This is a genomic window from Trinickia camelliae (assembly GCF_053525655.1).
On sequence record NZ_JBCHAA010000002.1, the window covers coordinates 89,072 to 113,336 of the forward strand.

The 24,265-nt window shown below is 60.1% G+C and carries 21 protein-coding genes; 11 read left to right on the plus strand and 10 right to left on the minus strand.

Annotation, left to right across the window (positions count from 1 at the left end; all coding sequences use genetic code 11):
* Positions 1-10 precede the first annotated feature (10 nt).
* The 7 genes from AAHK20_RS03875 (at position 11) to AAHK20_RS03905 (ending at position 10,977) form a co-directional block, all read left to right on the plus strand.
* Positions 11-502 (plus strand): chemotaxis protein CheW, encoded by a 492-nt coding sequence (locus AAHK20_RS03875; protein WP_449180123.1) that lies wholly within the window; start codon positions 11-13, stop codon positions 500-502.
* Complete coding sequence (locus AAHK20_RS03880) at positions 499-1,896, plus strand: CheR family methyltransferase (RefSeq protein ID WP_449180124.1); 1,398 nt, start codon at positions 499-501, stop codon at positions 1,894-1,896. Before AAHK20_RS03875 ends, AAHK20_RS03880 begins: the two co-directional genes overlap by 4 nt.
* The gene (locus AAHK20_RS03885; protein ID WP_449180125.1) at positions 1,893-2,606 is read left to right on the plus strand and encodes a chemotaxis protein CheW; all 714 of its coding nucleotides are present in this window, start codon (positions 1,893-1,895) and stop codon (positions 2,604-2,606) included. The genes AAHK20_RS03880 and AAHK20_RS03885 overlap by 4 nt, the downstream gene beginning before the upstream one ends.
* Positions 2,603-5,002 carry a hybrid sensor histidine kinase/response regulator gene (locus AAHK20_RS03890; RefSeq protein ID WP_449180126.1) on the plus strand — a complete coding sequence of 800 codons (2,400 nt, stop codon included), beginning with the start codon at positions 2,603-2,605 and terminating at the stop codon, positions 5,000-5,002. The genes AAHK20_RS03885 and AAHK20_RS03890 overlap by 4 nt, the downstream gene beginning before the upstream one ends.
* Positions 5,003-5,024: 22 nt before the next feature.
* A complete protein-coding gene (locus tag AAHK20_RS03895) occupies positions 5,025-6,029 on the plus strand; it encodes a chemotaxis response regulator protein-glutamate methylesterase (RefSeq protein ID WP_449180127.1) in 1,005 nt (334 codons plus the stop codon).
* 61 nt (positions 6,030-6,090) lie between these two features.
* Positions 6,091-7,224, plus strand: a complete 1,134-nt coding sequence (locus tag AAHK20_RS03900) for a diguanylate cyclase (RefSeq protein WP_449180128.1) — start codon at positions 6,091-6,093, stop codon at positions 7,222-7,224.
* A gap of 141 nt (positions 7,225-7,365) precedes the next feature.
* Positions 7,366-10,977: an SIR2 family protein gene (locus AAHK20_RS03905; protein ID WP_449180129.1), complete on the plus strand. Its 3,612-nt coding sequence runs from the start codon at positions 7,366-7,368 to the stop codon at positions 10,975-10,977.
* Positions 10,978-11,282: 305 nt separating this feature from the next.
* On the opposite strand, the gene AAHK20_RS03910 is transcribed toward AAHK20_RS03905, so the two are convergent.
* Positions 11,283-12,266 carry an arsenic resistance protein gene (locus AAHK20_RS03910; protein ID WP_449180579.1) on the minus strand — a complete coding sequence of 328 codons (984 nt, stop codon included), beginning with the start codon at positions 12,264-12,266 and terminating at the stop codon, positions 11,283-11,285.
* 175 nt (positions 12,267-12,441) lie between these two features.
* Positions 12,442-13,437, minus strand: a complete 996-nt coding sequence (locus tag AAHK20_RS03915) for a GlxA family transcriptional regulator (RefSeq protein ID WP_449180130.1) — start codon at positions 13,435-13,437, stop codon at positions 12,442-12,444.
* A 141-nt stretch (positions 13,438-13,578) separates the two neighbouring features.
* Here AAHK20_RS03915 and AAHK20_RS03920 point away from each other — a divergent pair, with 141 nt between their 5' ends.
* Positions 13,579-14,631: a helix-turn-helix domain-containing protein gene (locus AAHK20_RS03920; RefSeq protein ID WP_449180131.1), complete on the plus strand. Its 1,053-nt coding sequence runs from the start codon at positions 13,579-13,581 to the stop codon at positions 14,629-14,631.
* A gap of 51 nt (positions 14,632-14,682) precedes the next feature.
* On the opposite strand, the gene AAHK20_RS03925 is transcribed toward AAHK20_RS03920, so the two are convergent.
* Positions 14,683-15,183 carry a hypothetical protein gene (locus AAHK20_RS03925; RefSeq protein WP_449180132.1) on the minus strand — a complete coding sequence of 167 codons (501 nt, stop codon included), beginning with the start codon at positions 15,181-15,183 and terminating at the stop codon, positions 14,683-14,685.
* A gap of 210 nt (positions 15,184-15,393) precedes the next feature.
* Between AAHK20_RS03925 and AAHK20_RS03930 the strand changes: the two genes are divergently transcribed.
* Together AAHK20_RS03930 and AAHK20_RS03935 are read left to right on the plus strand one after the other, a co-directional pair.
* Complete coding sequence (locus AAHK20_RS03930; RefSeq protein WP_449180133.1) at positions 15,394-15,837, plus strand: thioesterase family protein; 444 nt, start codon at positions 15,394-15,396, stop codon at positions 15,835-15,837.
* A gap of 58 nt (positions 15,838-15,895) precedes the next feature.
* A complete protein-coding gene (locus tag AAHK20_RS03935) occupies positions 15,896-16,321 on the plus strand; it encodes a VOC family protein (RefSeq protein ID WP_449180134.1) in 426 nt (141 codons plus the stop codon).
* 144 nt (positions 16,322-16,465) lie between these two features.
* Here AAHK20_RS03935 and AAHK20_RS03940 read toward each other — a convergent pair whose 3' ends face one another.
* The gene (locus AAHK20_RS03940; protein WP_449180135.1) at positions 16,466-17,062 is read right to left on the minus strand and encodes an NADPH-dependent F420 reductase; all 597 of its coding nucleotides are present in this window, start codon (positions 17,060-17,062) and stop codon (positions 16,466-16,468) included.
* A 144-nt stretch (positions 17,063-17,206) separates the two neighbouring features.
* Positions 17,207-17,941 (minus strand): SDR family NAD(P)-dependent oxidoreductase, encoded by a 735-nt coding sequence (locus AAHK20_RS03945; RefSeq protein WP_449180136.1) that lies wholly within the window; start codon positions 17,939-17,941, stop codon positions 17,207-17,209.
* A 104-nt stretch (positions 17,942-18,045) separates the two neighbouring features.
* Between AAHK20_RS03945 and AAHK20_RS03950 the strand changes: the two genes are divergently transcribed.
* On the plus strand, positions 18,046-18,987 hold the full coding sequence (locus tag AAHK20_RS03950; RefSeq protein WP_449180137.1) for a LysR family transcriptional regulator: 942 nt from the start codon (positions 18,046-18,048) through the stop codon (positions 18,985-18,987).
* Between the two features lie 265 nt (positions 18,988-19,252).
* Here AAHK20_RS03950 and AAHK20_RS03955 read toward each other — a convergent pair whose 3' ends face one another.
* The 5 genes from AAHK20_RS03955 to AAHK20_RS03975 all read right to left on the minus strand — a co-directional run bounded on the left by AAHK20_RS03955 (position 19,253) and on the right by AAHK20_RS03975 (position 24,240).
* Entirely contained in the window at positions 19,253-19,864 is a 612-nt protein-coding gene (locus tag AAHK20_RS03955; RefSeq protein WP_449180138.1) for a VOC family protein, read from the minus strand.
* Positions 19,865-19,994: 130 nt separating this feature from the next.
* A complete protein-coding gene (locus AAHK20_RS03960; RefSeq protein ID WP_449180139.1) occupies positions 19,995-21,416 on the minus strand; it encodes an epoxide hydrolase family protein in 1,422 nt (473 codons plus the stop codon).
* Between the two features lie 103 nt (positions 21,417-21,519).
* Positions 21,520-22,863: an epoxide hydrolase family protein gene (locus AAHK20_RS03965; RefSeq protein WP_449180140.1), complete on the minus strand. Its 1,344-nt coding sequence runs from the start codon at positions 22,861-22,863 to the stop codon at positions 21,520-21,522.
* A 140-nt stretch (positions 22,864-23,003) separates the two neighbouring features.
* Positions 23,004-23,312 carry a DUF4148 domain-containing protein gene (locus AAHK20_RS03970; protein ID WP_449180141.1) on the minus strand — a complete coding sequence of 103 codons (309 nt, stop codon included), beginning with the start codon at positions 23,310-23,312 and terminating at the stop codon, positions 23,004-23,006.
* 139 nt (positions 23,313-23,451) lie between these two features.
* Positions 23,452-24,240 carry an SDR family NAD(P)-dependent oxidoreductase gene (locus AAHK20_RS03975; RefSeq protein ID WP_449180142.1) on the minus strand — a complete coding sequence of 263 codons (789 nt, stop codon included), beginning with the start codon at positions 24,238-24,240 and terminating at the stop codon, positions 23,452-23,454.
* Positions 24,241-24,265 lie beyond the last annotated feature (25 nt).

A 24,265-nucleotide genomic window follows, 5' to 3' on the forward strand; every position in this document is an offset into this window, starting at 1 on the left:
GCCTGACGCGATGCTTTTTCTTCTGTTTGAACTCGACGGCGACCGGTACGCGCTCGACGCGGCGCAGATCGTCGAAGTGCTGGCGCTGACGCCCGTCAAGGCGATCCCCGGTGCGCCCGCGTGGGTGGCCGGCGTGTTCGAGCGGCATGGCGAGCCGGTGCCGGTCATCGACGTGCCGCAGCTCGCGCTCGGCCGCCCCGCGCGAGCGCTGCGCTCGACGCGGCTCGTACTCGCGCACTATCGCGTGAGCGTCGATGGCACCGCGGTTGACCGCGCGCTCGGCCTGATCGTCGAGCACGCGACGCAAACGCGCCGCATCGCGCGCGAGCAATTCGCCGACAGCGGCGTGGCGACGCCGCACGCGCGCTGGCTCGGACCCGTGGCTAGCGATGCCGACGGTCTCGTGCAGTGGGTCGATGTGCGCGACATGCTCGACGACGAGGTGAAGGCGTTGCTGTTCGCCACGACGCACACCGAGCCGCAGACGGCGCCTGAAGCATGAGCGCAACCCAAAGCGCCACCCAAAGCGCAACCGATTTGCGCTTCGAAACATGGCTCGCCCGCGAGACCGGCATCGATGCATCGACGCTGGGCGTCAGCGCACTGTCGCGCGCGGTGCAGGAACGCGCTCGCTTGACGCAAGCGGCTGACGAAGCGCTCGACGCCTACTACCAGCTTCTGATCACCTCCCCCGAAGAACGCCAGGCGCTGATCGAAACGCTCGTCGTGCCGGAGACCTGGTTCTTCCGCGACAGCGAAGCGTTCGCCGCGCTCGCGCGCCTCGCCGCCGAGCGGCTCCTGCGCGAACCGGCGCGCGTGCTCCGAGTGCTGAGCGCCCCGTGCTCGACCGGTGAGGAACCGTATTCGATCGCGATGGCATTGCTCGACGCTGGCATCGCGGCCGAGCGCTTTACGGTCGATGCGGTCGATATCAGCGAACGAGCGCTCGCTCATGCGCGCACTGCGCTGTACGGACGCAATTCGTTTCGCGGCCGCGCGCTCGATTTCCGCGCGCGCCACTTCAGCGAAACACAGGACGGCTGGCTCTTGAATGAGCGCATCCGGCAAACGGTGCGCTTCACGCGAGTGAATCTGTTCGATGCGGCCTCCAGTGCGGATGCGTCATATGACTTCATCTTTTGCCGCAACATGCTGATCTACTTCGGCCGCGACTCGCAGGACCACGCGATTCGCCGCCTCGATGCGCAGCTCTCGCCAGGCGGCACGATCTTCGTCGGGCCTGCGGAGACCGGCTTGATGATGCGGCATCCGTTGAGCTCGGCGCGCATTCCGCTGGCGTTCGCGTTTCAGCGTGCGCGGCCGGAGGAAACGGCTGCGCGGGCGGCGTTTGCGTCGCCGCTTGTTACGCCGGTGTCGGCGCCAATGGTCGTGCCGCCTGCGCAAGCATTGCCCGCCAACAGGCCGCGCCAAACAGCGGCACCGGCCGCAGCGCCGCTTCATACGCCGCCAAAGCTGCTCTCCCCGCGTGTTCCCGTAGCGCCTCAAGCGAAAGCGACGGAGCAGTCCGCAGCGAATCAAACCGCCACGCTCGAAGACGCCCAACGCTGCGCCGATGCGGGCCGCCTCGACGAAGCCGAAAAACTTGCGCACGCGTACATGAAACAGCACGGCCCGCACGCGGACGCGTTCTACCTGCTAGGCCTGATCGCCGACGCGCAAAACCGCAGCGCGGACGCACGCGAGCACTACCGCAAAGCGCTCTATCTGGAGCCCGCCCACTACGAAGCGCTCACGCATCTGGCCGCGCTGCTCGACATGACCGGCGATGCGGCGGGCGCGCAGCAACTGATGCGGCGCGTCGAACGCGCGAAGCCGCGAGCGAATCCCGCCAACGGCTCCAGCAGCGCGCGTGAATCTTCCGTGAGGACGTCATGAACCGCGACGCCGCCGCCACTCCCATCGCCATCGCGCCCGTCGATGCCTGCTGGAATCGCATCGGCACGCGCGGCGACGGCTCGTGCGAGCAACTGTCGACCTATTCACGCTGCTTGAACTGCCCCGTCTTCGAGCACGCCGCGTCCACGCTGCTCGACCGCCCGCTCGACGACGCGGACCTCGCCGCCGCAGCGCAGATCGCGCGCACGACGAATACCGTGAGCGCACCCAGCGCGAGTTCAGCCGCAGCGGCCGCGCACTCCGCCCTCGTGTTCCGAGTCGCCGACGAATGGCTCGCGCTGCCGAGCACGGCCCTCAAGCAAATCGACGACATCCGCCCGATCCATTCGTTGCCTCACCGGCGCAACCGCATCGTGCTCGGGCTCGTCAACATACGCGGCGCGCTGACCGTCGCCGTATCGCTCGCCGAACTGCTGCATCTGGACCGCAGCGCGTCCTCCACGAACGCATCACGCAAGAGCTACCCGCGCATGCTGGTGGCCGCGCATCGCAGCGAGCCCGTTGCGTTTCCGGTGGACGAAGTCGAAGGCGTCATGCGCTTCGCCGCAAGCGAGCTGCAGCCCGTGCCGACGACGCTTGCGCACACAACCAGTTCGCACGCGAGCGGCGTGCTCGCGTGGCGCGACACCACCATCGGCCTGCTCGATCCCGACCGCGTGTTCGAATCGCTTGCCGGGAGCCTGCGATGAACACCGATGATGACCTGAGCCACGTATCGCTGCTCGATCTGTTCCGCGAGGATGCGCTGACGCAAACGCGCGTGCTCTCCGATGGCCTGCTCGCTTTGGAACATGCGCCCGCCGATGCCGCCGCGCTCGAAGCGTGCATGCGCGCCGCGCATTCGCTAAAGGGCGCCGCGCGCATCATCGGCTTGCAGGATGGCGTCGACATCTCGCATCTGATGGAGGAATGCTTCGTCGCGGCGCAACGCGGCGAGCTCAAGTTGAGCGCGTCGCATATCGATGCGCTGTTGCATGGCATCGATTTGATCGTGCGAGTCGGCGATGCGAATCCGGCTGCGGCTGTGACGCGCGCAGACGTCGACGCATTCGCGATGCGCCTCGCCTCGTCGCATGCCGCGCCGGGGCGCGGTTCGGCGGCAACGAGCAGCACAGGCCCATCGTCCAGCGCCGACGAAGATGCGACGATGCGCGCCGCGCTCGCGCTGCTCGGCGCGGAAGCTGCTGCGCTTAAGCCGTCAGGCCCTGGCCCTGCTACTACGGCTAAAGCTGACGTCGCCGCACAAACTTCTAGCAGCACTGCGGACGAGTCAAACGCTCAAGCATCCGAAGCGCCCGCCGCGTCGCTCACACAAGCCCCCGCTCGCGAAAGAACCACACGCGAACCCGACCGCATGCTGCGTGTGCGCGCCGACAGCCTCGACCGCTTGCTGAGCCTGTCGGGCGAATCGCTCGTCGAATCGCGCTGGCTCAAGCCGTTTGCCGAATCGATGCTGCGCGTCAAGCGCACGCAGCGCGAAGCAGCGCGCGCGCTCGATGCGTTCTACGACGCCCTCGCCGACCGCCTCGACCCGCTGATGCTCGCTACGCTCGGCGACGTGCGCGCGATGCTCTCCAACACGCAGCAACTGCTTGCCGCGCGCGTCGACGAACTCGACCGGTTCGACCGCCGCAGCACCAACCTCGCGCAACAGCTCTACGACGAAGCGCTGCAATGCCGGATGCGCCCGTTCGGCGACGCGACGCACGCGTATCCGCGCCTCGTGCGCGACCTCGCGCGCTCGCTCAACAAGCGCGTGCGCTTTTCGATCGTCGGTGCGGCAACGCAGGTCGATCGCGACATCCTCGACATGCTCGACGCGCCGCTCGGCCACCTGCTGCGCAACGCCATCGACCACGGCGTGGAAACACCCGAAGAGCGCGAAGCGAAAGGCAAGCCGGCCGAAGCGACGCTCACGCTCGACGCAAGACATAGCGCGGGCAAGCTGCTGATCAGCGTCAGCGACGACGGCGCGGGCATCGATCTCGACCGCTTGCGCGAAGCCGTCGTACGCCGGCAATTCGCCGACGAAGACACGGCCGCGCGCCTGACCGAACAAGAGCTGCTCGAATTCCTGCTGCTGCCGGGCTTCTCGATGCGAGAGCACGTGACCGACGTGTCGGGCCGCGGCGTAGGGCTCGACGCCGTGCGCGAAATGGTCACCGCCGTGCGCGGCACTGTGCGCATTCACAACGAGCCGGGCCAAGGCACGCGCTTCGTGCTGCAACTGCCGCTCACGCTCTCGGTCATTCGAAGCCTGCTCGTCGAAGTGGGCGGCGAAGCGTACGCCTTTCCGCTCGCCCACGTGCGCCGCACGCTCGAACTGCCGCGCGAACGCTTGGACATGCTCGAAGGCCAGCAGCATTTTCCGTTCGAAGGACGGCCCGTCGGGCTCGTCACCGCGCATCAATTGCTCGGTGCGGACGCACCCGAGGAAACGCGCGAGAACGTGGCGGTCGTCGTGATCGGCGATGAGCACGAGACCTTTGGCGTCGCCGTCGACCGCTTCCTCGGCGAACGCATGCTCGTCGTCCAGCCGCTCGATGCGCGCCTCGGCAAAGTCAAGGACATCGCCGCGGGCGCGCTGATGGAAAACGGCGACGTCGTACTGATCGTCGATATCGACGACCTCTTGCGCTCCGTCGACAAGCTCGTGCGCGGCGGCCAACTCGACAAAGTGCGGCGCGTCGAAGGCGTGGCGGCGCGCCAGCGCAAACACGTGCTCGTCGTCGAAGATTCGCTGACCGTGCGCGAACTCGAACGCAAGCTGCTGGAAAAACGCGGCTACGCGGTGACGATCGCGGTGGACGGCATGGACGGCTGGAACGCGCTGCACAGCACGAACTTCGATCTCGTCGTGACCGACATCGACATGCCGCGCATGGACGGCATCGAACTCGTCACGCTGATCAAGCGCGACGCGATGCTGAAGACGATGCCCGTGCTGATCGTGTCGTACAAGGATCGCGACGAAGACCGCCGCCGCGGCCTCGAAGCCGGCGCCGACTATTACCTCGCGAAAGGCAGCTTCCATGACGAAGCCCTGCTCGATGCGGTGCGAGATTTGATTGGAGAGGCACGGTGATGAACACCATGAGGATCGCATCGTGAACATCGGCATCGTCAACGATTTGCCGCTTGCCGTCGAAGCGATGCGCCGCGCGATTGCGAAGCGGGCGGACCATCGTGTGCTGTGGGTGGCGAGAGACGGCGCAGAGGCGGTCGACTTTTGCATCGCGCAACCTCCCGATATCGTGCTGATGGACCTCATCATGCCGAAGTTCGACGGCGTGGAGGCGACGCGGCGCATCATGGCGCGCGCGCCGTGCGCGATCCTCATCGTCACGCACAGCGTGGGCGCGAACACGCGGCGCGTGTATGAGGCGATGGGCGCGGGCGCGCTCGACGCGATCGATACGCCGACGCTCGCCGAAAGCAATCTCGCCGACGCCTCGCAGCCGCTGCTCGCGAAAATCGACCAGATTGGCCGCTTGCTCGACAAGCCGCTTGCGTACCGCGAGAACGTGCCCGTCATGGCGCATACCGGCAGCACGCCGCTCGTCGCGATCGGCGCATCGGCGGGCGGCCCGACGGCGCTGGCCGCCGTGCTCGGCGCGTTGCCCGAAGACTTTCGCGCGGCGCTCGTGATCGTGCAGCACGTCGACCGCGCGTTCGCCGACGGCATGGCGCAATGGCTCAACGACCAGACCCCGCTGACCGTGCGCATCGCGCAGGACGGCGACGCGCTGCAACCCGGCGTCGCGCTGCTCGCCGCGACTGACGACCACATACGCCTCACACGCAACGGCTCGCTCGACTACACGCGCGAGCCTGCGGAGATGCCCTACCGCCCCTCGGTCGATGTGTTTTTTCAGAGCGTGGTCGAGCATTGGCAGGGCGACGCCATCGGCGTGCTCTTGACCGGCATGGGGCGCGACGGCGCGATTGGATTGAAGGCGATGCGCGCGAAGGGCTACCACACGATTGCGCAGGACCAGGCGACGAGCGCCGTGTACGGCATGCCGAAGGCGGCCGCCGCGCTCGATGCCGCGCGCCAGATTTTGCCGCTAGAGAGCATCGCGCGCGAGCTGACGACGCTCGTCAAAACGTGACGGCGGCGCGGCGCTAAACGACAAGAACACACTTATTGGAATTCAGACAAGAGGCAACAGAATGACTGTCGATCACCTCGGCTCCCCTGACGACGCGGCGACCGCACGAACCCAAGGCGACGGCGCCGACGCCGCGCTCGAAGCGGCGCGCGTTGCGCTCACGACCCCGACGGCCGCGGACATGCCGGTGATGGTGCTGCTCGTCGACGACCAGACGATCGTCGCCGAAGCGGTGCGCCGCGCGCTCGCCGATGATCCCAACATCGATTTTCACTACTGCTCGCGGGCCGATGAGGCGATGGAGGCGGCGCATAAGACGCGGCCTACGGTAATCCTGCAGGACCTCGTGATGCCGGGGATCGATGGGCTGACGCTCGTTAAGGAATATCGCTCGGACCCGGCGATGCGCGATGTGCCGATCATCGTGCTTTCGACTAAGGAAGAGCCGGTTATCAAGAGCGCTGCGTTTGCCGCTGGGGCTAACGACTATTTAGTGAAGCTGCCGGATCGGATCGAGCTGGTGGCGCGCGTGAGATATCACTCGCGGTCGTATATCAATCTGCTGCAGCGTGACGAGGCGTATCGCGCGTTGAGGCAATCGCAGCAGCAGTTGATGGAAGCGAATCTGGAGTTGCGGCGGCTGACGCATTCGGATGGTTTGACGGGGCTCTCCAACCGGCGGTATCTCGACGAGTATCTCGCGGCGGAATGGCGGCGCGGGGCGCGGGAAGACTCGGAGTTGGCGATGCTCATGATCGATGTCGATAGCTTCAAGCCGTATAACGATACGTATGGGCATGTGGCCGGGGATGATGCGTTGAAGCGGATCGCTTCGACGGTGGCGAATTGCTTAGGGCGGCCGGGGGATTTGGCGGCGCGGTTTGGGGGTGAGGAATTTGCTGTGGTGTTGCCGGCTACGCCTACGGGTGGGGTTAGGCAGCTGGCGGAGAAGATTCGCGGTGAGGTCGAGGGTTTGCGGATACCGCATGCGGGGTCGACTACTGGCGAGTTTTTGACTGTCAGTATTGGTGGGGCCGCGCTTGTGCCTGCTGTGGAGATGCCGATTATGTCTCTAGTTGAATTGGCGGATTTCGCGCTTTATCAGGCTAAGCGGGAGGGGAAGAATCGGGTTGTGGTTGTGGAGGATTCGGTGGGGGTGGGGGAAAGGTCGGGGGTGTTGGGGGGGAGGGGTTAGGGGTTTATTGGCTTATCGGACGTCCGCTCGTTAGCGGAAGCATCTGACTAACGCATGAACGCAACCTCATTTGCGCCACAATGCGCTGGCGTTCAACAATACAACATACTAATATTTGCAGAATTAAAGCAAATTTAAATCATGTCCAATGAAAATCAAATTGCTCGACTTCGAAACGTATTGCAAAAACCAGATACGGTCCTTTTAATTGGCTCTGGAGTATCGCTCTGGAGCGGCCTACCAACCTGGGGTGGCCTGATTCACGAATTGGCCACATACGTTACATCCTTGGGGCGTGATGCAGGTGCAATTTCAAAGGAATTAAATGGCGGAGATCTTCTTCTCGCCGCTAGCTACGGAGTGTTTGAGTTATCTCAAAGTGAATTTTCGAGCTTTATACGAAAATTCTGTGGCAGTGAATCTTTCAAGCCGGCTGAGATACACCGCTTGCTCATTGAACTCGGCCCAACTTCCTTCGTTACGACCAATTATGACACCTTGATCGAGGACGCGGCTGATAATAATTTTGTTTCACGCGCGGGGCGTCGACTTCAAGTAGTGAATAACAGAAATTTTGTAGAAATCGGGCAGATAATACAAAGCTCTTCGCGTGATTTCATTTTTAAATATCACGGTGATATCCGCGATTCGGAAAGCATTATTTTGACGCGAGAACAATATCAGTCATTGAAATCAAAATTCAGAATAGTGAATGACGCGTTGACTGTGCTTCTGGCCACACGCCCGGTAGTTATGATAGGTTTCGGATTAAGGGACCCGGATTTTTTATCCATCAAAGACGATTTGATGGCTGCATTTAGCGGACCGGTTGGCGAGCATTTTGCGATAATGCCAGATTTTACAACCCAAGAAACGGACTATTGGCGTAAGCAATACGGAATCGAGGTTGTCAGTTACGCAACAAAGAAATTAGACGATGGTCGCTCGGACCATTCTGCGCTACTTTCTCTTCTCGGTTCATTGCAAACCCGAGAGCTGGCTGTCAAGCCTATATCTCCACCGATCGATTGGAAGACCCTACTCAGTCGGGTAGCAGGACGATATCTAGCTCGAAACCGAACAACCGATGAGAAAATCTTCCCGCTGCGCGCAACAGTTCGCAAAAATCAAACGACTGTTTGGGAAGGATCGGTTGAACAAATATTTTCGGAATATAATCGAAATATAATAATTGGTGGGCCCGGATCGGGGAAAAGCTTTTTATTAAAAAGAAGAGCCGCACAACTGGCCCGCGACTTGCTAGAAGCGTGTTGGAGCGCGGAGGCAATCGAACGACCAGTCCCTATTCTGGCAGATCTACGACAATATAACGGAGACTTACGGACGCTCCTTGAAGCGCAACTACCGGAGTCATTGTCGCTCGAACTTTTAGTTAAATCAAGAGAATGTATTTTCCTATTAGACGGTGCAAATGAGATGCCCGAATTCCTGGTCGAAAGTGGCGCATTTCAGGAGGATCTCGCAAAGCTTCTACACTTTGCTCCCAATGCACAGATCACGGTTACTGGACGTGACGGCGGATGGTGGACCAATATTGATTTTTCCATATCAGAGCTTCAGGCGGTCGATCAAAAATGGGTGCGGGAGTATTTGAATGGCGATGCAGGTAAGGACAATATTATCAATCGAGATATTCTCGAGATATTGGAAACTCCGCTGCTTCTCTCCTTGGTCACTGCGAAGAATATTTCTACCGACAACATCAAAACGCCGGCGGACATTCACGAACGAGTGTTTGCGCAGATAGATCGGTCATGGAATTTGGTCACGTCGTCTTCGGTCAATTTCTCGCGACTATTGGCTCCTTTGGCCTTCGCGTTACTTGATAACGGCGTTGAATATTTCTCACATGAAGATATCGATTTTCATCTGGCGAACAATTTGTGCACGACAGACGGATCAAGCCAGAAGGTTCTTGAATTTTTAATCTCTGAAAATATTCTCCACGTCCTACCACAACATAGAATCGCATTTTTCCACCAGACGGCGACCGAATATCTTGCGGCGATGGCACTAGCGACGCAACGGGAAGGAAATCTCGACCAAATTCTGTCACGTCTAACGTATCGGCGCTGGGATCAAGCCGTATTTGTCGCAATTCGGCTTCTTGCAGGGGACAGAGCGACAGAGCTATTTGACCGCCTCGCCAGTATCGATCTAGTCGCGGCGCTTCGAGCAGTTCAATATGTGACTGTTGAGCAGTCGGCCATCATCGGCTCACTACTGCAGCGACTTTTGGATACGAAACCAAGCGAATCGCTTGCGTCAGCGATAGGTTTCACTCACACGATCGCTCATCAATTGCAAAGTGTTCCTCTCGGATCAGAGCATGAAAAACTTCTCGTCGAATTAGCGAACAAACGCAATGATCTCGGTGCCGCGGCGGCGAAAGAGCTAATGCGTCTAAATCCTGGGCATCGGGGTTATTTTCTTGCTGAACTGGTGAACGGCATTGGTACTTATGGATATATGACCGGCCTCGGTCGCGCGTTAGCAGGAGACGCCACTCCAGAGGAAGTTGAAGCTGTTTTGGTTCGACTTCCTACTAAGACCACGTTGTCTGACGGGCATAGCTCGGCGATCGAGAAATTCGCTTCACAGCTGCCCTCGAACGACATATTTGTACTGACGCAGAGGTGCTTTCTTTTGAGCAGTAATGGGAAGGCAATTTTGGCTACGATCTGCGCGGAGCACTATGAACAATGGTCATACGATTTCGTTGTTGATTGCCTTATTGAAGGTACCAAAGATGTGACATACCCGCTTTATAGAATTATTCGGCGCCGGCCTGCTGAGAAGATGATTTTGCCGTCGAAACTGGATGCTTTGAGCTCGGCACTTTTTTCAATTCTCACTGATCAGGACTCTGGAAGGTGGGCGATAGAAGTGATAAATCTATTAGCGGGGCGAAATCCCGATTTTACGACTTTTCTATTGGATGCCGCCTCACGAGGGAGCGAAACGCTTTATTTGCTATGCCAGGCAGCTGTAAATTCTGATTCAATCAAGCGCTACGTTTTTTTACAGGAAGTGATGTCCGATCTGCCCACCTGGACTGAGGCAGAGTTGGAGTTGTTGAGCGCAAATTTCTTTTGGGAAGACGCGCCAGGAGATTTTTTGCGCAAAGTTTTTAGTTTCAAGAATTCCAAATTAATTGGAAGAATATTGACATCATTTTCAATTAATTCGAAAAGTCCGTCGGAAATAGCCACCGCGGCCTGGTGGTATGATTTTCTCGAGGAATACGTTCAATGTGACACTCCAGATAATTTCGTAATGCTGTCCAACCTAACCAATTGGATCGTAATGGATGAGGAATTTTGTGATCTCGCGCTTGCAAAATTCAACGAAGCCACGGACAAATCTTTTTCGTTTATGGCTCGAAATATAATCGATAAGATGACCGGTGTGAGCGTGGACATGCTTTCCAGTCCGGCCATCAATCGATTGTTGACAAGTGATTTCGGAATCCGCAATCGATTTGGACAATCTATTCTTGGATCGTTGGCTACGGAGGTGTTCGTACAAGAGGAATTGTTGCCGAGGTTCCTTGCTGCGAAAGAAGATAGTGTCGAGAGAATCGAATTGGCGCATGCATTGTATGCTGCGGGCCAAAAACACAATCGTCGCTACTTGCTGACAGCGGAGGATGTAGCTTTATTGTCTGCAGATAAGGATAAACGTACGCCGCACAGGCAAAACAAGGAGTGGTCATTGAAGTTAGGCGACTAGCAGTCTTTGGGTAATTTTTGTGGCGGTCGCGGACTACGTCGCCTTCTTATGGTAGTTCGCGAGGTCAAGGTCCGCACATTGACCGTCAAGGTGCTGACTTGGGGTGAACTAGATAATTGGCTTCAGTCGACAGCGGTCTGGAATGATCTCACCCACGTTCGGTGGGCATCTGCTTCTCGACTGCGGATTCAACCGGTGCGCATTGGCGTTTGCTGTGGCATTGATCGACGCATCCGAGTCCTAGCCGCCATCACCACCATATGAAACCGGAGCCCGACAAACCGGTGCCGTGCTCCGCCTTCTAATCAAGATGTTTGAGAAGACGGAGACGCTCCTCCACCGCCAAGTTTCGGAACCAACCGAACATAGACCAGTTCACTGAGCAACTCCACAAGCGTCTGAGTAACAATAACCGCAGGCAGCACAGGAATCGCCCCAGGTATCGCAAAGGCAAGAGCCAGAATCACAAGCGAGTTACGTGTCGAAGCGCTAAATGCAACTGCCCTTGCAGCGGCTGTATCAAGCTGAAAAGCGCGAGCAACACCCCACCCCAACAACGGCGCAGCAATCGAAAAAGCGACATAGATCGGCGCGACGCTCAGCGCCGACCCAACGACAGGTGCAAGCCGAGGCACCACTGCTGCGATAACCACGAACAACACCAATGCAGTTGACGGCACAGGCAGCACGCCAAGTGCACCGAAAATACGCTCTCCGGTCCAGTGCCGCGCAGCCCATAACTGCATCGCGACCGCAAGGACGAGCGGCACGGCAATGAGCCAGACGAACGCGTGCACAAAAGGACCGGCCTGGATCAGACCAGACGCGCTGTCACCAAGCAAGAAACGGAGATAAACAGGCAGCAACAACATTTGCGCGATCAACAGCGCAGGCGTCGCGGCCAGCAGCAAACGCGCATCCGCCCGGCCCAACTGAGAAAACGTGACCACATAGTCAATGCATGGCGTAAGCAGCACAAGCAACACGCCAAGACGGACCATCGGATCGCCCGGCAAGAACTGAACAAGTCCCGCCACGAGAACCGGTACGACGATGAAGTTAGCCGTGAACAGCGCCGCCAGAAAGCGGACTCGTGAGAAAGCCTGCGCTAAAGCCGCAAGCGGAACCTGCAAGAACGTCACGAACAGCATGAGCCCCAGCGCCGGGTTGATCCAGTCCTCAAGCGCGGTGGTGCCACGTACCAGCACGGCCAAGCCTGCTGCGATTACGACCGCGCTAAAGTAAATGGCGATCCGACGACCTTCGAGTGTTTCGCGCAAACCTTGAATGCTCACAAATTCTGCTTTGACTAATCGACACCACGAGCAATGCGCTGCATCGACCGGTTGAATTCGCAGGCCATAACCGCCTTCCCGACGGCCAGCGACCGAGTCGACAGGAGCGGCGGTGACTACAGCTCGGCTACCGTCCCAGACTGCTTTGCCGAGCCACGCCGCGCACCCATCAGGATGCGCTGCTCGGAGTCACCTCCTCGCGCATCCGGTATTCAGTGGGTGTCGTCGCCAGATATTTTCTAAACAGTTTAGCCAACTGCCCCCCACTACCGACCCCGCAGCGCCTAGCAATTTTGTCGACCGGCAAGCGTGATTCGACAAGCATTCGACAGCTTATGCTCAGGCGCGCGCGAAGCAGATAGTCGGAGGGTGTCATGCCGATTTCGCTCTTGAAGCGCCGCAGGAAATTGCGCTCGCTCATCGCTGCGACCTGCGCGGCGTCGTCGATAGAAACGGGACGATCGGCGTTCGCCTCCAGCCACCGCGCCGACGCCATAATCTTCTCGCTGACCTGAGGCGCCACGCCGTGCGTCATGGATGAGCTAAGGAGCGTCTCGCTTTGCGGCGCAATCGATTCTGCGACTTGCCGCGCCAGTTCGGGTCCAAGATCATCTTCGACGATGCGCAGTGCCGTGCGCACGGCAGCAGGCGCTTCGCCAAGCGGCGGTGCCGGATAAGGTTCGTGCGCTTCGTTGCTGCCATATAGAAGCGCGTGATAGCGGCTGGGAAGCCCTGCCGCGTCCAAAAGCAGTTTTCCTTCTGCGATGGGATGAACAATCTCGTTGAAGGGATGCCTACGGCGCAGCCAATTGCCAAGGCGTTCGTCGCGGCACGCCTGCTGCACGCCCGCGCCACCTGCAATGAACAGCAGGTGCCTGTCATTCGCACTTCGGTGCGACTCGACGCTCTCCGTCCAGACAAACACCGACGACGCGCTTGCGATGCGGCCACCCGCAGCCGAAAGCAGCGAGACGTCATAGTGTGCGCGACCCGATCGCTGCGATGCGATGAGTGAGTTTGCCTTCTGGAAAATCTCTATAAGCGCTGCAATCTTTGGCAGCGCAAAGCCATTGAACAGCACTATGTTGACACGTGTGATCTCGCTCGTTTGCGCGGCCACGGAACATTGCCGCGACCAGCGCGGCGGGGAATGTACTAACTCCATTTGCTTTTTTCCGGAATATTTTGGCCTGGAAAGGTCTTTTTGAAGACTCTGTCTTTTTCTTATAATTGATAAAGCAAAAGCAAATTAATTGATTGTTTGCCCCTCGGCTATCCGAAATTAGTCACGCACGGAAAATTACGCATGGATCTGCCGGACCAATCAGTGAATGGGGCTGCCCAAGGCGCGTCGGACGAGCGCGCGGCGGATATCGATGGCGGGCTCTCATGGCTGGACCTTACGACGACCGATGTAGAGGACGCCGCAGGCGTTCAGCGTCATTGGATGCCAACGGAGTACGACCAGGTTGATGGAGGCGCGTTTGCCGGTCGGTTTCAGCAACTGAGTTTCCACGACACACTCGTGGCTGCTGAAGTACAGAATCGCACCGTGCTGAAGCGGCTACATTTCCCGCCCGAGTACTGCTCGGTGAGCTTCGTTCGTTCGGTCTCAGGTCAGGCACGATGCGACCTCGATGCTATTTCCGAAGGGACTATCGCCTACCTGCCGGCAAACAACGAGTACGAAGTGCTTTTGCCGCCAAGCGACATCGCCTATTTTCGGATCCGCCAGGACCGATTATTGCAATCAGCCGACACCTTGGGTTACGACATGGCGGGAGACGGGTGCCAAGCGCTGATGTTCGATAGCATTGATTCGAGTGATCTAAACGACATGCTCGAGACTTTGATGTCGCTTCGACATTCGCCTGATTCAAGCCAGCTTGCGGCGTTGAATCACGAATACCTGGAAAAGGTCGTGCTGGAGCGCACTCTGCGCATCCTTTCCAACTCGACTGCCAGATCCTCTCAGATGCCGTTGGGCAGCGCGTATCGAATCACCCAAGCCGCGCAAGCATTGATTGAAAGCAGCCCCGACGATCCTTTGACGGTAATGACGTTGTGTGAGGCGCTGGGAGTCAGCCGTGCCTCGCTTCAGCGCTCCTTCTTGCAGATTCATGGTGTCGCGCCGCTTGCATACTTGAGGATGCGACGGCTCAATAGCGCGCGGCGCGCCCTGAAAGCGGCGCGCGGTACAAGCGCCACGGTGACGGCCATCGCCATGCACTGGGGGTTCTTTCATTTTGCTAGATTCGCGCAAGATTATTTGCGCCAATTTGGCGAACTCCCCTCCACGACACTCGGCAGGTCGGGCAGGACGAAGTCCGCGCCTGGCCGATCCCGTCTGCAACGTTAGCGCCGAATTATTGGCGAGGAGTCGAACAGACAGAGAGCGGGCCGCTTTGTATCACGGTTTCCGGTTCGCGAACGGAAGGGCGCCGTGCAACTCGCGGAACTCCGCCAGCAGCCGACGCGCGGTGTCGCGAGGTTCGGGCGGACTACCAGTGGGCATCGCGCGTAATAACAACGAGTCATACGCCGCGAATTGCCAAATGATCTCGCCGCCCTTGTGCGGTCCCTTTTTAGAGGTCTTTCCGGCGCAATGATCTAAGAGGTCCCCGAGGCGCTTGCGTAGCGAACGTGGGGAGCGATCTCCGGCGAGCCCAATGTAGACGACACGAGTACCGTAGATCCACTTCGTCCTCAACTGGTCGACATCGCGCGGGAATATGACATTGCCGGCTTCGCGAGTCTCTTCCGCGTCAAAGAAGGCGACCTTGTACTCCGGCGGGAGAATCAGAGCGTAGACACCGCAACGATCCAGCCAATCGTCCGGGGGCAACCCAGTCCTAAGGAGTGCGGCTATGACTCCCACGTCACGAAAGGCAAGGTCGGAGATCGGCGCCAAGCGCCTCGACTCGAGATTACTGAAGTGGTGCTCGCCGTGCATGGTCATATTGGGAACTTGGCGCCGAGGTCGCAATAGATTCAGAAGGCTGAAATGAAGTATAGCGGCATCGATCTGCACTCGAATAACGCCGACGTCGAGCAGGCCGGCTAGAATCAGGCGTCAGCGCCCTTCGAGTGCGCAATTTTTCCAAACCCCGAGTTTCACGCCATGGCCCGCATTCACCTGAAGTTTCCCGAGGACCAGTTTTACTACTCGACGCATCTCACGGTGCGCGTCACCGACATCAACGGCGCGAACCACCTCGCGAACGATTCGATGATCTCGATGATTTCCGAGGCCCGCGCACGCTTCCTGTTCGACGCTGGTATCGAGGACATGAAGGATGCGCACACGAGCATCATCGTGACCGATCTCGCCACAACCTATCGCGCTGAAGCTTACGCGCGCGACCAGTTGTGCTTCGAAGTCGGCATCATGGATTTCAACAGATATGGCGGCGACATCATCTTCCGCATCACGCGGCCTGCCGATGGCGCTCTCATCGCGATGGCGAAGTCGGGTTTCGTGTTCTTCAACTACGAGATGAAAAAGGTCGTACCGATGCCGCACGCGTTCCGTAGCAAGTTTCCGAACGTCAACGCCGTTGACTGAAGTTTCCGGGCCCCGCTCTTATGAACAAACAATACCTATCCACGTCGAAGGCGTCCAAATGATCGACCACGTTTACATCTCAGTCACCGACATCGACAAGTCACTGGCCTTCTACTCTGAAGCCTTGAAGCCACTCGGCTGGAGCGTTTTCGGCAACTACGACTCCGCTTCGGGCCCCGAGGGCGTCCCCGATCTTTACGGCATCGGTGACGACACGTACGGCAAGGGAAAGGCGGTCGGATCAAGCATCTGGCTACGTCAACGCAAGCCCGGCGAGACCGGGCTGTACCTCGGGATCGTCTGCGACACCAATGAACTGGTCGACGCCGCCTACGCGGCTGCAATCAAAGCCGGTGGCATCGACGAGGGAAAGCCTGCGGATCGTACCTACTTCGCCCCCGGCTACTACGCCGCCAACGTCGCCGACTTCGACGGCAACCGTCTTGAGTTCGTACACAAAGCGTGGAACCCCAAGCGACACTAATAACAATCCATTTGATACAACGGCATCGTCGCCATTCGTACAAGCTTTGGACAATCCTGCGCCTTGCCGTTCGGACGTTCAGACGTCGGTCGTGCCCGGCAGTCGGCCATTCGACTCAGCGAAATGTCCAGAAACGGTTGTTCATCAGTCAAACTTAATAAAGTCCTTGAAGATCAGTTGTCCCCAGCTATTTTCGCGCGCGTGCACAAGCAGTCCACCGTCCGAAAGCCCGCCAAGTTTGATCGGCGAGAAACCGAGATTTTCCGCAAGCGTACCAATCTCCGCTGCGGCGCCGTCATCGTCGCTCGCCAGGAACACGACTCTCCTGCCACCATGTACGGCCGGGTCCTGGCCGAGGACGGAAGCAGCCAAATGATTGAAGCCTTTCACCAGCTTGGCTCCGGTGAATGCGTTCGCGACGAAAGCTGAGGACGGGAGACCGTCCAGTTCCTCAGGCGGGGCGAACGTGTTCATCACGTCGATGATCGTCTTTCCCTTCCAACTGGGCAGCGCCTTCGCGACCTCCGGGTGCGACTCGAATCGGACAGCCAAAAAGATGGTGTCCGCCTTGACGGCTTCCCCCAGGGTTTTGGGAATGATTCCGGGTCCGATCGCGGCCGCATCGGATGCAAAGCTTGTCGGGTCGCGCGTGGTTGCAACGGATACTTCGATACCGCTGCGGGCAAACGCCTCGGCAAGCGCGTGGCCGATCTTGCCGAAGCCGATGATTGCGTAGCTCATATGTTCTCCTTCGTATTGTCGGCGCGGTCAGAGCTTGTAGCCGCCGCTCGCCTCAATCGTCTGGCCGGTCACCCAGTGGCCTTCATCGGAGCCGTGGATTTGCGCATGATCGGATCACTGGAGTGTCCGGCCGGGCGTGGTGCATCAGAGTTGCGCCAGGCCACCGTCGACGGCGACCTCGCTGGCTGTCATGAAGCTGCTGTCCGACGACGCGAGAAAGGCGGCCACCGCCCCGATCTCCGCCGGATCAGCCATGCGCTGGAGCGGAGTCATCGAGGCGAAGACCTTCTGGCCCTCCTCGCCCAGCGCTTCCTTCGCGAGTTCGGTCGCCGTCGCCCCGGGCGACAGCACGTTGACCCGGATGCCGGTGCCCTTTAGATCCTCCGCCCAGGTCCGCGCGAGGTTGCGCACTGCCGCCTTGCTCGCGCTGTAGGCGCTGAACGCCGGGGCGCCCGTGGTGCCGGCGCTCGATCCGGTCAGGATGATTGAACCGCCCTGGCCCATCAGCGGCAGCGCCTTCTGGACCGTGAAGATCGTGCCTTTCACATTGGTGTCGAAGGTTTCGTCAATGTGCCCGGCGGTGATCTTGCCGAGCGGAAGCGGGCTTCCCGTGCCGGCATTGGCAAAAACGATGTCGAGGGTTCCGCGCTCGGCCTTTACCACCGCGTAGAGCCGGTCGAGGTCGGCCAGATCGGAGACCGAGCCCTTCACCGCGCGGGCATTGGGCCCGAGGTCGGCCACAGCGGCGTCGAGCGCTTCCTGCCGGCGGCCAAAGATGAAGACGAAGGCGCCCTCCTCGATGAAGCGCTTTGCCGCGGCGCGGCCGATGCCGGTCGCGCCGCCGGTGATCACCGCGGTCTTTCCATTCAGTCTGGTCATGTCATGCATCCTTCGAAAAAAACGACAAACACCATTCTGGAGCGCTTGATTCATGAAGCCAATTGACTAAATATCTATCACTACCATCTACTTTTTAGATACCTATGCTCGACAACGTCACCATCAATCAGCTCCGGGCTTTCGTCGCCGTGTGTGACCAGGGAAGCTTTTCCGGGGCTGCACGGGAGCTGAGGCGTGCACAGTCGGCGATCAGTCACGCGATCAACGCCCTCGAGAGTGCCTTTGATGTGGTGCTGTTCGAGCGCAATACCCGCAAAGCGACACTGACGGCCGCGGGCCGCAGCCTCCTGCCTGACGCTCGTGCGGTGATCTCACGCACCGAGGAAATGAAGATGCGCGCGGCTGCGATTGCTGAGGCCGGGGTTCCAGAGGTCTCGATTGCCGTGGATACCTACTTTCCGCGTGCGCACTTGATCGAATGCCTGCGCACCCTGCAGGCAGACTTTCCAACGGTTGCAATCAATCTGCGCATGACGACCATGCAGGGCGGCGAGCGTTTGGTTCTCGAAGGCACGTGCGCATTGGCGGTGACGATCACGGACGTGCCGGAGTTGAGCCCCGGCACCATAGAAAGGCAGCATCTATGTGACGCGAAAATGGTGACCGTCTGTGCGCCATCGCATCCGCTGGCCGCAATCGCGGGGCCGATCCCGCGGGAGGAATTTGGCCGGCATATCCAGCTCGTCGTAACCGACAATCAGCCCGATGCGGAGAAGTCACAACAGGGGGTCGCCAGTGAACGCCAGTGGCGCGTGAATGACCTCGGCGCGAAGCACGATTTGCTCAGGGGAAGCTTGTGCTGGGGGCACATGCCGCATCATATGGTTGCGGAAGACCTTGTGAACGGAACACTTGTCGAACTCCAACGGCGCGCATGGCACATGCGCCCCCTCACGTTCATGATCTCGCAGCGGCGCGGGTACTCGTTTTCCGAATGCGAGACACGGCTGGTCGAGCTCCTTGGCAATCGTCATTCCTTCTCGAAAGGTGGGTCGATCAAGGCCAGCGTAAAGCGCGGTCGCTGATGCGTTTGCTCGGAGACGCTGCGATCCAAACCGTGACGTGAGCACCGGCGGAGTTCGGCCATCTGCCACCATTGCCTCGTGCGTTCTCAAGGACATTCGAACGTCGACTCCGCACCGAATAGCGGCCCTTCGTGCGCGAATCCAGTTGTTGGCTATCCGGAGAGTCATTCCGGCCCACAGCGAGACCACCGCCGAACTTGATATTGGGAGGCAGGTGCCGGCGGCGCGCGGCAATGCGCGCCGCCGGTGGCCGTCGCGTCGCGGCTTACGCCGGCAGCGCTTCGCCGGACTGCTCGCGGGCGAGGTACTGGGCGTACCACTCCGGCCAGTTGTCGTCGTGCTTGCCGCCATTGCGTTTCTCATGCTCGCCGTGCGCGACGGCGGCACGCCGCAGCGCGGCCGCGAGGTCGTTCGGCGACGTGAACTTCGTATCGCCGCTCACACGACCAGGCAGGCGCGTGGTGACTTCCTGCAGCAGCCAGCTGTTGCCGTCCGGGTCGCTGAACCTGGCGTATGAGGAGTAGGTGTTGCGCTGCGGATGCGGGCCGCTCTGTGCGGGTTCGCCGGGGGTCAGGTGGAACACTTCGCTCACGTCCACGCCCAGGTCGATGAGCTCGGCGCGAGCCGCCTCGATGTCGGACACGACGAGATAGAGCTGCGCCGAGCCCGGCGTGGCCGTCGTGACCCCCTTGCCGAAGTGGATCGAGCCCGGCGAGCCCGGAGGCGTGTACTGCAGGATCCGGAAGGCGTCCCCTTTGTTGATCTCGGCGTCAAGCTTCCAGCCCAGGTTACTGTAGAACCGCTTGGCGCGATCGACGTCCGAAACGGGGATGACGACCACTTCGAGCTTCAGGTCGTTCGTGGCAGTGATGTTCATAATCAAACTCCATTCAGAGAGATGGCTTGAAGGGATGCGGCCGACGTCTACACGCCGGCCGCCGTGCTTGCGCCCCGGCGGCACTGGGACCTTGAATCCCGAAGCGCCGAGCCCTCCTGGCTTTGGGACGTCACGAGTTGCGCAGCGGCCTGAAGGCTGCGCGTAGCTCTTCGGCGAAGAGCCGGGGCTGCTCCCACGCCGCAAAGTGGCCGCCCTTATCGAGCTTGTTGTAATGAATGAGCTTGGGATAGGCCCGCTCCGTCCAACTCCGCGGTGCCGCATAGATCTCATCAGGAAAGACGCTCACGGCAACCGGGATGGTGACGTGCTTCGGGGCGAAGAAGTCGAGCTTGTTTTCCCAATAGAGACGAGCCGAAGAGACCGCCGTGTTCGTCAGCCAGTAGAGCGTGATGTTGTCGAGGATGTCGTCTCGCGTCAGGCCTTCACTCTGACCGTCGAAGACGCGTGCAACGAGCGCGTAGCTGCGCGCGTCGTGATCGAGCATCCACGCGGCGAGACCAACAGGCGAATCCTCGATCCCGTACAGCGTCTGCGGGCGATTTGCCATCTCCTGAGCGTAGCCCAGGCCATGCTTGTAGAAGAAATCGAGCTGGTCGTAGGCATGCTTCTCGTCGGCTGAGAGGCCGGCTGGCGGCGGGCCGCCCGACTGAAGTGCCTTTGCAACATCGTCCGGCACAGTGGCAGGCATATTGGTGTGAATGCCGAGCAATTCTGGTGGCGCCTGCAGTGCCATCTGCTCCGATACCGCGTCACCCCAATCGCCGCCCTGCGCCACAAATTGTTCATATCCGAGGCGCTTCATCAGCACGGTCCACGCGCGTGCGATGTGAGCGGGGTCCCAACCGGGTGTGGTGGGTTGCCCCGAAAACCCGTAGCCTGGCAGCGACGGAATCACCACGTCGAAAGCGTCCGATGCACTCCCGCCATGGGCCGTTGGATTCGTCAGCGGATCGATGATCTTCAACTGCTCGACGATCGAGCCTGGCCATCCGTGCGTGATGATCACCGGCAACGCATTCTTGTTCTTCGAGCGAACATGGATGAAGTGAATGTCGACCCCGTCGATGGTCGTCACGAACTGCGGCAACGCATTCAGCCTCGCTTCGACCTTGCGCCAGTCATAATCCGACTGCCAATAGCTCGCGAGCTCGCGCATCGTTGCGAGTTGCACGCCTTGCGACGCATCCGTTACCGTTCCCTGCCTGGGCCACTTTGTGTCGGCGATCCGCCGACGCAAGTCCGCGAGAGCCTCGTCGGACACATGGATTTTCGGGAACGGACGGATCGACGTGTCGTCTGCAGTCGACGCCGCTGCGGCGACCCCGATCACGGAAGCCTGCGCAGTCGCCGCGCCGGAGTTCGAGGTGATGGGTGCCTGGGCAGCGACCTCTACGCCAGCGGACGCAGGAAGTGTCGTTTCGGCGTGCGCGGCGACCGCGGAAAGAGCAATGCCGATGGCTGCTGCGACCAATGCGGAAGCCGCAAAACCACGGCGTCTGCCAATTCGCGAATAAAGTCCGAACATGATCAATCTCCTGATCGGCGGAAGGCGCCCGAAGGCTGCCGACACGCCTTTGAAATTCGTGGGGCGAAGACGCGGACGGCGGGGAGGAAGACCGTCGGCGTCCACTAGCTCAGCGCAGCGGCCTGAACGCCGCCCTAAGTTCCTGAGCGAAGATCATCGGCTGCTCCCACGCGGCGAAGTGGCCGCCTTTCTCTGCCTGGTGGTAATAGATGAGGTTGGGGTAGGCCTTCTCTGTCCAGCTCAGCGGCGCCTGATATTGCTCGCCGGGGAACACGCTCACGGCCACCGGGATCTTCACGCCTTTGGCGTTAAAAAAGCCGCCCTTATATTCCCAGTAGAGACGAGACGCAGATACCCCGGTATTCGTTAGCCAGTACAGCGTGATGTTGTCGAGGATCTCGTCACGCGTCAGTTCACCGGTGGCGCTCGTGGTCCGGTTCAGAGCCGAGACGACCGCCGCGGCCGGCTGGCCATCGGCATCGTTGTGGTCGAGGAGCCACGCGGCGAGGCCGACGGGTGAATCGGCAATGCCGTAGAGCGTCTGCGGACGCGATCCCATCAACCGGGCGTAGTCCACTTCCTTGAACGTCAGGGCGAGCTGCTCGTAGGCGCGTTTCTCCTCCGCTGACAGGCCGGCTGGAGCCGGGGCGCCGATCTGGAGCGCCTTGTCGACGTCGGCTGGAACCGTTGCCGGCATGTTGGTGTGGATGCCGAGCAGTCCCGGAGGAGCCTGCAAACCCATCTGGTCGACGACAAACGCACCCCAGTCGCCGCCTTGGGCGACGTAGTGCGTATATCCGAGACGGCGCATCAGCTCCGCCCAGGCGCGGGCCATGTGCTCGGGCCCCCAGCCGGTGGTCGTCGGCTTACCGGAGAAACCGTAGCCCGGCATCGAGGGGATGACGACATCGAACGAGTCTTCGGCCTTCCCGCCATACGCTACCGGGTCCGTCAACAATCCGATGAGCTTGGTCTGCTCGAGCACGGAGCCGGGCCAGCCGTGGTTGATGATCAATGGAAGCGCATTGGGGTTCTTCGAGCGAACATGGATGAAGTGAATGTCCACCCCGTCGATGGTCGTCACGAACTGCGGAAGGGCATTCAGCTTCGCTTCAGCCTTGCGCCAGTCGTAGTCCGTCGCCCAATAGCGCGCGAGTGCCTGCATGGTCGCGAGCGGCACGCCCTGCGAAGAATCTGCGACGGTCTCCTTTTCGGGCCATTGCGTGGCGGCGATCCGGCGGCGAAGGTCATCAATGGCTTCCTGCGGCACATGGATTTTGGGGAACGGACGGATCGAGTCGTCTTCAGCCGTTGCACGCTGAGTCGCGGAAGGCTGATCCGCAACCGGAGCGGCGTGGGTGTAACTAAAGGCAGCGGTCAGGACAAGGCTGAGCGCAGCCGCCGCCGATGCAAATGAGCTGCGCCGGGTTGGCAGTGGCGATGCGATAAACATGATCATTTTCCAAATAAGAGCGCGCGAGTCTGCGGCGCGCGCCGGGTTATGCGCTCCGTTAGCGTTATCCGAGCGCTCATAGGGCTCTGCCGGAGGACGGAATGCGACCGGCGTCCTGTTGTCGCTCGGGCAACTGCCAGTCAGTGATGGTGGTACATCGCGCTCCAGTCAGCCTTCGAGATGGCCGGGCGACCCGCGTCGGACGAACCGCCCGCGACGCCGCCGGCGCCTGTCGCGGCATTCTGTGCAGCGACCTTTGCTTGAGCCGCCTGAATGTCGGCGGGGTAATAGGGGTCTTGGCCATGGGCCGGCTTATAGCCGGCCTTTTCGAGCTGGATCAACTCAGCACGCACCTGCGCACGGGTAACGAGCTGGTTCGTCTGGGCGAACACCACGACAGGAGCAGCGAGGGCAGCGGCAACAACAACGGTTTGAATCAGAGACTTCATGGGAACTACCTCCAAACGGGTGTGGTGCAAATTCGCTAGGCGAGCGAAAATAAATTAGGCATACGAAATAATTAACTTACTCGACGACATTCCGTGAATGAACCTCAGCGAAGGCTATATCGCGACGAGCGTCGCGCGCTTACTGCACATCGCGATAGCGTGCCGCCGCATGCTCCTGCGCGAAGTTCGGCGACATGGCCTGCCTCGCCGCCTGGTACGCGTCCCACTGGCCGGCGTCGGGAAGCGGTGGAATCGTGACTGCTTCACGGCGATCGAAGCCGACGAGCGCGGCATCGACGAGTTCATCCACTTCCATCACGCCTGGTATCGCGTCGACGTTCTTGCCTGCTCGCGCCCAGATTTCCGTGCGCGTCGCCGCAGGCAGCACCGCTTGCACGTACACGCCCTTTGACCCGAGTTCGAATTGCAGCCCCTGCGAAAGGTACAGCACGAACGCCTTCGTCGCGCCATAGACAGTCGCCCCAAACTCCGGCACGAGCGCGACCACCGACGCGATATTGACGATCGCACCCGTGCCCGCCTGCACAAAACGAGGCGCGACCGCGGCAGCGAGGCGCACGACTGCGGTCGTGTTCAGATTGACCAGCGCGGCGACAGTGTTCGGAGTCTGTTCGACGAAGGCGCCCGGCACACTCGTACCGGCGTTGTTGACCAGCACGCCAATGTGTGCGTCGTCGCGCAAGCGCGCTTCGACCTGGCCGAGTTCGGACGCATCGGTGAGGTCCGCCTTGATGATATCGACGCCGACGCTATTTTCCGCACGCAGTCGTGCGGCTAGCTGCTCCATGCGGCCGCGATCGCGCGCAACCAGTACGAGATCATGGCCGCGCTTCGCGAAACGATCGGCATATGCGGCGCCGATGCCGGTGGACGCGCCCGTAATGAGCACCGCGGGTTTCGTGGACATATCACTTCTCCTTTCAAGACCATTG

Bases quoted from the DNA above. Each gene is read 5' to 3' on its own strand.
- AAHK20_RS03875 (WP_449180123.1), top strand. From the start codon at position 11: ATGCTTTTTCTTCTGTTTGAACTCGACGGCGACCGGTACGCGCTCGAC.
- AAHK20_RS03880 (WP_449180124.1), top strand. From the start codon at position 499: ATGAGCGCAACCCAAAGCGCCACCCAAAGCGCAACCGATTTGCGCTTC.
- AAHK20_RS03885 (WP_449180125.1), top strand. From the start codon at position 1,893: ATGAACCGCGACGCCGCCGCCACTCCCATCGCCATCGCGCCCGTCGAT.
- AAHK20_RS03890 (WP_449180126.1), top strand. From the start codon at position 2,603: ATGAACACCGATGATGACCTGAGCCACGTATCGCTGCTCGATCTGTTC.
- AAHK20_RS03900 (WP_449180128.1), top strand. From the start codon at position 6,091: ATGACTGTCGATCACCTCGGCTCCCCTGACGACGCGGCGACCGCACGA.
- AAHK20_RS03905 (WP_449180129.1), top strand. From the start codon at position 7,366: ATGTCCAATGAAAATCAAATTGCTCGACTTCGAAACGTATTGCAAAAA.
- AAHK20_RS03915 (WP_449180130.1), bottom strand. From the start codon at position 13,437: ATGGAGTTAGTACATTCCCCGCCGCGCTGGTCGCGGCAATGTTCCGTG.
- AAHK20_RS03920 (WP_449180131.1), top strand. From the start codon at position 13,579: ATGGATCTGCCGGACCAATCAGTGAATGGGGCTGCCCAAGGCGCGTCG.
- AAHK20_RS03930 (WP_449180133.1), top strand. From the start codon at position 15,394: ATGGCCCGCATTCACCTGAAGTTTCCCGAGGACCAGTTTTACTACTCG.
- AAHK20_RS03935 (WP_449180134.1), top strand. From the start codon at position 15,896: ATGATCGACCACGTTTACATCTCAGTCACCGACATCGACAAGTCACTG.
- AAHK20_RS03940 (WP_449180135.1), bottom strand. From the start codon at position 17,062: ATGAGCTACGCAATCATCGGCTTCGGCAAGATCGGCCACGCGCTTGCC.
- AAHK20_RS03945 (WP_449180136.1), bottom strand. From the start codon at position 17,941: ATGACCAGACTGAATGGAAAGACCGCGGTGATCACCGGCGGCGCGACC.
- AAHK20_RS03950 (WP_449180137.1), top strand. From the start codon at position 18,046: ATGCTCGACAACGTCACCATCAATCAGCTCCGGGCTTTCGTCGCCGTG.
- AAHK20_RS03955 (WP_449180138.1), bottom strand. From the start codon at position 19,864: ATGAACATCACTGCCACGAACGACCTGAAGCTCGAAGTGGTCGTCATC.
- AAHK20_RS03965 (WP_449180140.1), bottom strand. From the start codon at position 22,863: ATGTTTATCGCATCGCCACTGCCAACCCGGCGCAGCTCATTTGCATCG.
- AAHK20_RS03970 (WP_449180141.1), bottom strand. From the start codon at position 23,312: ATGAAGTCTCTGATTCAAACCGTTGTTGTTGCCGCTGCCCTCGCTGCT.
- AAHK20_RS03975 (WP_449180142.1), bottom strand. From the start codon at position 24,240: ATGTCCACGAAACCCGCGGTGCTCATTACGGGCGCGTCCACCGGCATC.